Here is an 8,609-nt window from a genome sequence, read left to right as displayed (position 1 = left end):
CTCTTCGCCCCCGCCGACGCCCTGCTCACCCCCGCCTCGACCGCGGACGCCGACCGCGCCGCCCTGCTGAGTGCCGCCGACACCGCCCTCTCGACGGACACGGCTCATGACCGGACCTGTCATTACGTCGTGGACGCCGACCACGCGGTGCCGCTCAAGTCGGACCCGGGCGGGAGCAATCCGACCCGGGCCGAGCTCACTCCATCGGACGCGCCGCTGGCGGCCACCTGCGCCGCCCCCGGCCAAGGCGCCGAGCACTGGGTACGGCTCAAGGGCGGCGACCACGAGGGCCTGTGGCTCTGGCGCGGCTGGCTGCGGCCCTGGACCGGATGAGTCAGCCGCGGCCCTCCTAACGCCCGAAGAAGGTCAGCAACCGCTCCAGGGGCCAGGTGTTGATCACGTCGTCGGTCGTCAGCCAGGCGCGCTGCGCGATCCCCACCCCGAACCGCTGGTGCGCCAGGTGGGGGATCGCGTGGGAGTCGCTGTCGATGGAGAACTTCACCCCGTGGTGCTTGGCCAGCCGTACGAGATCGGCGGGCAGGTCGGAGCGGTCGGGATAGGAGTCGATCTCCATGGCGGTGCCCGTGCGGGCCGCCGCCCGGAAGACGGCGTCCCAGTCGGCGTCGACGGGCCCGCGCTTGCCGATCTTGCGCGTGGTCGGGTGGCCGATGATGTCGACGTACGGGTTTTCGCAGGCGGCGATGAAGCGGCGGGTCATCTCGTCGCGCGGCATGCCGAAATGGGAGTGGACCGAGGCCACGCAGACGTCGAACTCCCGCAGGATCTCGCCCGGCCAGTCGACCGACCCGTCGGGGGCGATGTTGAGCTCGGTGCCGTGCAGCAGTCGCATGTCGGGATATTTCTCCTGCAACCGGGCGAGCAGGCCGCGCTGCTCCAGCGCCTTGTCCAGGGTCATGCGCTGCATCGCCAGGTCGGGCGCGTGGTCGGTGACCGCGTAGTAGGCGTATCCGCGGGCATGGGCGGCGGCCACCATGTCGTCGAGCGAGGCGATGCCGTCGGTCAGGTCGGTGTGGGTGTGCAGGTCGCCCTTGAGATCGGCCGGCTGCACCAGGACGGGCAGCTCGCCCTTCAGCGCCGCCTTGACCTCGCCGCCGTCCTCACGCAGCGGCGGCGGGACGTACTGCATGCCGAGGGCCGCGTAGATGTCCTCCTCGGACTCGGCGGCGATCACCCTGTCGCCCTCGAACAGCCCGTACTCGGACAACTTCCAGCCGCGCTTGACGGCCATCTCCCTGATGGCGACGTTGTGCTCCTTGGAGCCCGTGAAGTACTGCATCGCCGCGCCCCACGAGCCGGCCGGCACCACCCGCAGGTCGACCTGGACGCCGGAGGTCGTGCGGATCGAGGTCTTCTTGTCGCCGGCGGCGATGACCTCGGCGACGTACGGCTGGGCGCGGAAGTCGTCCATGATCGACTCGGGCGCCACGGCCAGGATGTCGATGTCGCCGATCGTGTCCTTCATCCGCCGCAGCGAGCCGGCGTACGCGATGCGCTCGGCCCGCAGCGACGCCATCACCTGCTCGGCCAGCGCCGTCGCGATGCCGATGTGGACCCGCCGCCCCGACTGCTCCAGCTGCTCGACGCCCTTGAGCAGGTTGGCCAGGGTCTTGGGGCCGAGGCCCTTGACGCCGTCGAGGCGGCCGGAGGTGATCGCCTCGCTCAGCGCCGCGGTGGAGTCGATGCCGAACTCCTCGTACAGCATGATCGCCGTCTTGGGCCCGAGCGAGGGCACCCGGGTCAGCCGGCGCACGCCCTCGGGGACGCGGCCCCGCAGGTCGTCGAGCTGCCGGAAGCTCCCGCGCCGCAGGAACTCCTCCATCTTCTTGGCGATCGCCTCGCCCACCCCGGGGACCGAGCGCACGTCGACCACCGAGATGTCCTCCGGGAACCCGGCTATCGCCTTGGCCGCCTTCTGGTAGCTGCGCACCCGGAACGCGTCGCCGCCGCAGAGCGCGAACAGCTCCGCGTATTCCTGCAGCGCCGCCGCCGCCTCATCGTTCGCCCGCATGCCCCTACCTTAGGAGGCGGCCCCGACATTCTCGGACCGCTAGAAGCGCACCTGGCGCGGCCGGTACGGCTCCGCCAGGAACGCCAGCTCCTCCGCCGAGAGCGACACCGACACGGCGGCCACCGCGTCGTCCACGTGCCGGTCCTTCGTCGCCCCGACGATCGGCGCGGTGACCGTGGGCTGGTGCAGCAGCCAGGCCAGCGCGACCTGGGCGGCCGGCAGGTCACGGTCGCGGGCCACCTGGGCGACCCGATCGAGCACGACCTTGTCGTTCTCGGGGTCGTACAGGGCGCCGATCCGCGCGTCGGAGCCCGTCCGAGCCGTCGTGGCGGACGAGCCCGCGCGGGCCAGCACGCCGCGGGCGAGCGGGCTCCACGGGATCACGCCCACGCCCTGGTCGGCGCAGAGCGGCAGCATCTCGCGCTCCTCCTCCCGGTAGAGGAGGTTGTAGTGGTTCTGCATGGAGACGAACTTCGTCCACCCGTTGACCTCGGCGACGTGCTGCGCCTTGGCGAACTGCCAGGCCCACATGCTGGACGCGCCGATGTAGCGGGCCTTGCCGGCCTTGACCACGTCGTGCAGCGCCTCCATCGTCTCCTCGATCGGCGTCTCGTCGTCCCATCGGTGGATCTGGTAGAGGTCGACGTAGTCGGTGCCGAGCCGCTGGAGGGAGGCGTCGATGGCGGCGTGGATGTGCTTGCGCGACAGGCCGCGGTCGTTGTGGCCCTTGCCCATCGGGAAGAAGACCTTCGTGGCCAGCACGTAGTCCTCCCGGCGCGGGAAGACGGCGCGCAGCATGGCGCCGGTGACGACCTCGCTCTCGCCGCGGCTGTAGACGTCGGCGGTGTCGAAGAACGTCACGCCCGCGTCGGCCGCCCTGCGGACGATGGGCTCGGCCTGGTCCTGCGGCAGCGCCCACTCCTGCCGCGCGGGGTCGCCGTAGCTCATCATGCCGAGGCACACCCGAGAGACCGTCAAACCCGTGTTACCGAGACGCATGTATTCCATACAAGTCACCATATGACTCGAATATCGGGAACTCAGGACCGCGGGTCGATCATCGTGACGCCCGGCACGGACCCGATCGCCGCCAGCGCCTTGCCCGCCTCGGCCAGCCCGATCGTGCGGGTGACGAGCTGGTCGGGGTGGAGGATGCCGCCCCTGATCATCTCCAGCATCGGCGGGTACGCGTGCGCGGCCATGCCGTGGCTGCCGAGCAGCCGCAGCTCGTGGCCGATGACGCGGTCCATCGGCACCGGCGTGGCGCCGCCCGGCAGCAGCCCCACCTGCACGTGGCGGCCCTTGCGGCGCAGGCTCTCGACGGAGGCGGCGCACGTCTGCGCGCTGCCCAGCGCGTCGATCGACACGTGGGCGCCGCCCCTGGTCAGCTCTCTGACCTGGGCCGCGGCGTCGCCGTCGCCGCCGTTGACGAAGTGGGTGGCCCCGGCCAGTTCGGCCAGGTGCAGGGCCTCGCCGCTGACGTCGATCGCCACCACCCGGGCCCCGGCCGCCGTCGCGATCATCACGGCCGACAGGCCGACGCCGCCGCACCCGTGCACGGCCACCCACTCACCGGGGCGCACCTCGCCCACCTGCACCACGGCGCGGAACGCGGTGGCGAACCGGCAGCCGAGCCCGGCCGCGGTCGAGAACGCCATGTCCTCGGGGACGTCGATGAGGTTGACGTCGGCGTGGTCGATGGCGACGTACTCGGCGAAGGAGCCCCAGTGGGTGAAGCCCGGCTGGGTCTGCCGCTCGCAGATCTGCTGGTCGCCGGTGGCGCAGGACGGGCACGTGCCGCACGCGCAGACGAACGGGACCGTCACCCGCGCCCCCGGCCGCCAGCCGCGCACGTCGGAGCCGACCGCCTCGACAACGCCCGCCAGCTCGTGGCCCGGCACGTGGGGCAGGACCGAGATGTCGGGATCGTGCCCCTGCCAGCCGTGCCAGTCGGACCGGCACAGCCCTGTCGCCTCGACTCTGATCACCGCCCCGTGGGGCGCGGGGGACGGATCGGGCAGCTCGCGTACGTCGAGCTCTCCACCGAAGATGTCAAAGGCAACCGCTCGCATCTCATGAGCTTAGAACCAGTCGCCGCAGGTCGCGCAAGGCCTGGTGGGAAGGCGAGCCGCCCGCGGTCGTCGGACCGCGTGACCGGCGCCTTCCTGGTGAGGTGTCAAATCCGGTGACGCGGACAGAGGGGGGTGATGGGACGAGACTTGGACAAGGAGCGCTTTACCGAGGAGGAGTACGTCCGCTTCGGTGAACGGATGGAGGAGCAGCTCGGCGTGCTGCGCGAGCTGCTCGACACCCCCGGCTTCGGCCAGGGACCGGCCACGATCGGGGCCGAGCTGGAGTTGTTCCTGATCGACGAGGACGGCAGGCCGCTGCCGCGCAACAGCCAGGTCAGGGAGTCGCTCGACGACCCCCGCGTGGTGCTGGAACTGGGCCGCTACAACCTCGAGGTGAATCTCACCCCGATCCCGCTGTCCGGCACCCCGTTCGAGACGCTGGCGGCGGAGGTCCAGGAGACGATGACCAAGGTGGACGAGGCCGTGGAGCACGGGGGAGCGCTGCCGATCGGCATCCTGCCCACCCTCGACACCGAGGACTTCACGCTGGGGGCGATGAGCGACCAGAACCGTTACCGGGCCATGAGCAGGGGCATCAGGCGGCTGCGCCTGGAGCCGTTCCTGGTGAAGATCGACGATCTGGAGCTGTCGGTCGAGGACGTGATCCTCGAGAGCGCCAACACCTCCTGGCAGGTGCACATCCGCACGCCGCCGGAACGTTTCGCCCGGTTGTTCAACGCCGCCCAGCTGGCCATCGGGCCGGTGCTGGCGGTGTGCGGCAACTCGCCGTTCTTCGTGGGCCGGCAGTTGTGGGAGGAGACGCGGATCGCGCTGATGGAGGAGGCGGCCGACGACCGCGACGTGCAGCGGGGCGAGCGCAGGGACGGGCGCGTCACGTTCGGCTCCGACTGGGTGCGGGAGGGGGCGTACGAGCTGTTCGAGCGGTACGTGCGCGACTACGACCCGATCGTCCCGGACCTGACGGACGACGCCGGCCGCTACGACGTGCCCGAGCTGCGACTGCACCAGGGCACGGTCTGGCAGTGGAACCGCCCCGTCTACGACCCCGCCGACGGCGGCCACCTGCGCATCGAGATGCGGGCGCTGCCCGCCGGGCCGTCGTGCGCGGACATGGCCGCGAACACCGCCTTCCTGCTGGGGCTGACGTTGTCGCAGGCGGAGCGCGACCTGACGGGCTACCGGTTCGCGCAGGCGTACCAGAACTTCTACCGGGCCGCCATGAGCGGGCTGGACGCCAAGTTGTCCTGGCCGGGCGACGACGGCGCGTTCGAGGCCGCCGACCTGGTGTTGCGGCTGCTGCCCGAGGCGCGCGAGGGCCTGCTGGCCGCCGGGGTGAAGCCGCACGACGCCGACCGGGCCCTCGGGGTGATCGAGCAGCGCACCCGGCTGCGGCGCACCGGATCGGTGTGGCAGCGGGAGGCGCTGGAACGGTTCGGCGGCGACCGGCGGCGGATGGTGCGGCGCTACCGTGAGCTGGCGCTTTCCGGGTTGCCCGTGCATTTGTGGCCATGAGCCGCCCCGATCGCCGCCTTTCCGTCAGACTGGTAAAGAGACGGAAAAGGTGAGGAGATTATGGCGGCATCGGGGATGGTTTCCACGGAAACAACGCCATTTGCCCTGGAACGTGCGACGGACGACTTGGCGGAGGGGGCCGCCAAGCTGGCCGGCGGGCTCGGGAGCGTGCCGGTCGAGACGGTGCTGGAGGAGGCCAACAGGACGGCGGGGACGAAGGCCGGCACCGCGGCGATCGGCGACATGAAGCCCAGGCCCAGCCATTGGTACGCCTTCGACGACGGTGACCAGGACACCGCCGACTGGTACCCGCAGGGCCTGACCGGCAGCGAGGACTCGGGGACGCTCGGCGTGCCGGTGTTCATGGCGAGCTGGTACTACAAGCCGGAGGCCGGCGAGCGGGGCATCAGGGTCACGTTCCTCAGCCCCGAGACGCTGAAGTACCGGCACGCCCTGCTCGTCCTGGCCGGGCCCGACGGGTCGTACGGGCCGATCGACATCCACGCCGGCGGCATCGCCTGCCACGGCGGCCTGCTCTACGTCGCCGACACCGTCCGGGGTCTGCGGGTCTTCGACCTGGCCAACGTGCTCGACCTGCGCACCGCCCAGGACGACCTCGGCGACGGCAAGCGGGTCGGCCGCCACGGCCGCAAGTTCCACGCCTTCGGCTACCGCTACGTGATCCCCCAGACCGACTTCTGGCGGGTGGTGAAGCCGGGGCCGCGGTTCTCGTTCGTCTCGATCGACCGCAGCACCGCGACGCCGCAGCTCGTCACGGGCGAGTTCCGGGGCGACGACCCGGACGGCTGGGTGGCGCGCTGGGACCTCGACCTGGCGGGCGGCGAGCCCAACGACGCCTTCGTCATGGGCCACCCCAAGATCCAGGGCGCCACGTCGCGCGACGGCCGGTGGTATCTGAGCCAGGGCGGCGAGACCTCCTCCCACAACGGCAAGCTGCTGGTGTACGCGGACGGCGAGCTGGAGACCCGGCCGTTCCCGATCGGCCCGGAGGACCTGACGGTGCAGGACGGCAAGGTGTGGAGCCTCACCGAGTTCCGCAACAAGCGGGCGATCTTCGCGGTCCCGCTCTGAGCCGGGCTGTGTCACACTCGCGGTCATGGGTCGGTATCTGATCGAACCGTTCGACCGCGGAGACCGCAGCGACCGCTACGCCACCGAGCGCTACCAGGGCGCCGCCGGGCGCAACTGGTGGCGTTGCGACCCGACACTGCGCCTGCTCATGCGGCGCCACCTCGGCGCCGGATACGCCTGGGCCGAGCCGCGCCTCGACCGGCTGGGCGGGTTGATGGGCGGCCTCGTCGCCGAATGCGCCGAGGAGACCGACCGCAACCCGCCCCGGCTGGAGAAGTACGACAAGTGGGGCAGGGACCTCAGTCAGGTCGTCATGCCGCCCTCGTTCCACACCGCCCGGCAGGCGCTGATGGAGGACAACTTCACCTCCCCGTCGTTCGCCGGCGAGGCCCAGGCGAATGGGGCGGATCCGGCCGCGCTCGCCGCCGCGTGGACGTACCTGCTCGACCAGGCCGACATCGGCATGGGCTGCGCGCTCGGCACGGGCGGGGACATGGTGGTCTCCCTGGCCGAGAAGCACGCACCCGAGGACGTACGCGACCGCGTGCGGGAGATCTTCGCGAACGGCTTCTACTCCGGCGAGGCCGCCCAGATGTTCACCGAGCGGACCGGCGGCTCCGACCTGGCGGCGCTCGAGACGGAGGCGGCGCCCGACGGCGACGCGTGGCGGGTGACCGGCTTCAAGTGGTTCGCCTCCAACGCCAACGGCTCGGCGTTCGTCGTGCTGGCCCGGCTGCCCGAGGGCGCGGTGGCGCCGTTCCTCGTGTTGTGGGAGCGGCGCGACGGCAGCCGCAACGGCGTGCGCATCCGCCGGCTCAAGGACAAGCTCGGCACCAGGTCCGTCGCCTCGGCCGAGGTGGAGTTCGCCGACGCCGAGGCGTTCCTGCTGGCGGGGGAGGGCTCCGGCTCGGGGCTCGGCACGATGATGAAGCTCACCAACGGCTCCCGGCTGGGCGTGGCCATGATGGGCCTCGGCGTGGCCAGACGCGCGCTGGTCGAGGCGATCTGCTACGCCAGGGCGCGCGAGGCGTTCGGCCGGCCGCTGATCGAGCAGCCGCTGATGCGCCGCAAGCTCGCCGAGCTGATCGTGGAGGTCGAGGCCGCGCAGGCGATGGTGTTCGACGGGCACCTCGGCCCGCGGCTGCGCCTCGCGCCCGCGCTGATCAAGCTGCGCGCCGCCCGCCTCGGCGTGACGGCGGCGAGCGACGCCATCGAGGTGCACGGCGGCAACGGCTACATCGAGCAGTGGCCGGTGGCCCGGCTGCTGCGCGACGCCCAGGTCAACCCGATCTGGGAGGGCGGCGACCACATCCTCTGCCTCGACGTGCGCCGCGCCATGCTGCGCGAGAACGCCCACGAGCCGTTCCTCGACCGCCTGACGGCAGCTCTGGATCAGGCGCCCGCGGACGACCCGGTCACGGCCCACGTCGTCCGCGGGCGGATCGACGACCTGCGCAAGGCCGTCACCGCCTGGTCGTCGCTCGACCCCGCGGTGGCCGAGGCCCGCCTGTATCCGCTGGCCCAGCTCATGGCCGACGTGTACGCGGCCGCCCTGCTGCTGGAGCAGGCCGGCTGGGAGCGGCGCGAGCTCGGCTCCGGCCGCAAGGCCCTGGTGGCCCGCCTCTACGCCGCCGCGCACCTCGCCGACCCCGGCCCGCTGCGCGGCATCGACCGCCCGGCCGACGACCTGGAGCACTTCGACGACCTGCTCGCCGGAGCGGTCACCCTCTGATCTGCCGGGTGATCGTCGCATCGTCGATGGCGGTGTCGGCGGCCAGCAGGAACGCCTTCGACAGGATGACCGAGAGCAGGCCGCCGTCCTCCTCGAAGGGCAGGAACACCTGGTCACGGCCGGGGCCGGGGACGATGCACAGGTAGGCGTC

The 8,609-nt window shown here is 71.6% G+C and carries 8 protein-coding genes; 4 read left to right on the top strand and 4 right to left on the bottom strand.

Annotated elements, in window-relative coordinates; translation table 11 throughout:
* The coding region (locus C1J01_RS50620; RefSeq protein ID WP_181449289.1) for a hypothetical protein at nt 1–333 on the top strand (333 nt) is incomplete at its 5' end.
* A 16-nt stretch (nt 334–349) separates the two neighbouring features.
* Here the strand turns inward: C1J01_RS50620 and polX are convergent.
* The 3 genes from polX to C1J01_RS43305 are packed head-to-tail and all read right to left on the bottom strand — an operon-like array spanning nt 350 to nt 4,101.
* Nucleotides 350–2,029: a DNA polymerase/3'-5' exonuclease PolX gene (gene polX, locus C1J01_RS43315; protein WP_111184852.1), complete on the bottom strand. Its 1,680-nt coding sequence runs from the start codon at nt 2,027–2,029 to the stop codon at nt 350–352.
* 39 nt (nt 2,030–2,068) lie between these two features.
* On the bottom strand, nt 2,069–3,037 hold the full coding sequence (locus C1J01_RS43310; protein WP_111184851.1) for an aldo/keto reductase: 969 nt from the start codon (nt 3,035–3,037) through the stop codon (nt 2,069–2,071).
* A gap of 32 nt (nt 3,038–3,069) precedes the next feature.
* Nucleotides 3,070–4,101, bottom strand: a complete 1,032-nt coding sequence (locus C1J01_RS43305; protein WP_111184850.1) for a zinc-dependent alcohol dehydrogenase family protein — start codon at nt 4,099–4,101, stop codon at nt 3,070–3,072.
* Between the two features lie 135 nt (nt 4,102–4,236).
* Here C1J01_RS43305 and C1J01_RS43300 point away from each other — a divergent pair, with 135 nt between their 5' ends.
* The 3 genes from C1J01_RS43300 to C1J01_RS43290 all read left to right on the top strand — a co-directional run bounded on the left by C1J01_RS43300 (nt 4,237) and on the right by C1J01_RS43290 (nt 8,458).
* The gene (locus C1J01_RS43300; protein ID WP_111184849.1) at nt 4,237–5,634 is read left to right on the top strand and encodes a glutamate-cysteine ligase family protein; all 1,398 of its coding nucleotides are present in this window, start codon (nt 4,237–4,239) and stop codon (nt 5,632–5,634) included.
* 126 nt (nt 5,635–5,760) lie between these two features.
* Complete coding sequence (locus tag C1J01_RS43295; protein ID WP_111184848.1) at nt 5,761–6,726, top strand: hypothetical protein; 966 nt, start codon at nt 5,761–5,763, stop codon at nt 6,724–6,726.
* Nucleotides 6,727–6,751: 25 nt separating this feature from the next.
* Nucleotides 6,752–8,458, top strand: a complete 1,707-nt coding sequence (locus C1J01_RS43290; protein WP_111184847.1) for an acyl-CoA dehydrogenase family protein — start codon at nt 6,752–6,754, stop codon at nt 8,456–8,458.
* Here the strand turns inward: C1J01_RS43290 and C1J01_RS54205 are convergent.
* Entirely contained in the window at nt 8,448–8,594 is a 147-nt protein-coding gene (locus C1J01_RS54205; protein WP_438943185.1) for a DUF7737 domain-containing protein, read from the bottom strand. The genes C1J01_RS43290 and C1J01_RS54205 overlap by 11 nt on opposite strands.
* Nucleotides 8,595–8,609: the final 15 nt, after the last annotated feature.

The sequence above is a fragment of the Nonomuraea aridisoli genome, from assembly GCF_003236395.1.
Lineage (GTDB): Bacteria > Actinomycetota > Actinomycetes > Streptosporangiales > Streptosporangiaceae > Nonomuraea > Nonomuraea aridisoli.
Note: the sequence above shows the minus strand (reverse complement) of the source record. Positions and strands in the feature narration are given on the sequence as shown.

Coding starts and splice junctions, on each gene's coding strand:
- polX (WP_111184852.1), bottom strand. CDS start 2,029: ATGCGGGCGAACGATGAGGCGGCGGCGGCGCTGCAGGAATACGCGGAG.
- C1J01_RS43310 (WP_111184851.1), bottom strand. CDS start 3,037: ATGGAATACATGCGTCTCGGTAACACGGGTTTGACGGTCTCTCGGGTG.
- C1J01_RS43305 (WP_111184850.1), bottom strand. CDS start 4,101: ATGCGAGCGGTTGCCTTTGACATCTTCGGTGGAGAGCTCGACGTACGC.
- C1J01_RS43300 (WP_111184849.1), top strand. CDS start 4,237: ATGGGACGAGACTTGGACAAGGAGCGCTTTACCGAGGAGGAGTACGTC.
- C1J01_RS43290 (WP_111184847.1), top strand. CDS start 6,752: ATGGGTCGGTATCTGATCGAACCGTTCGACCGCGGAGACCGCAGCGAC.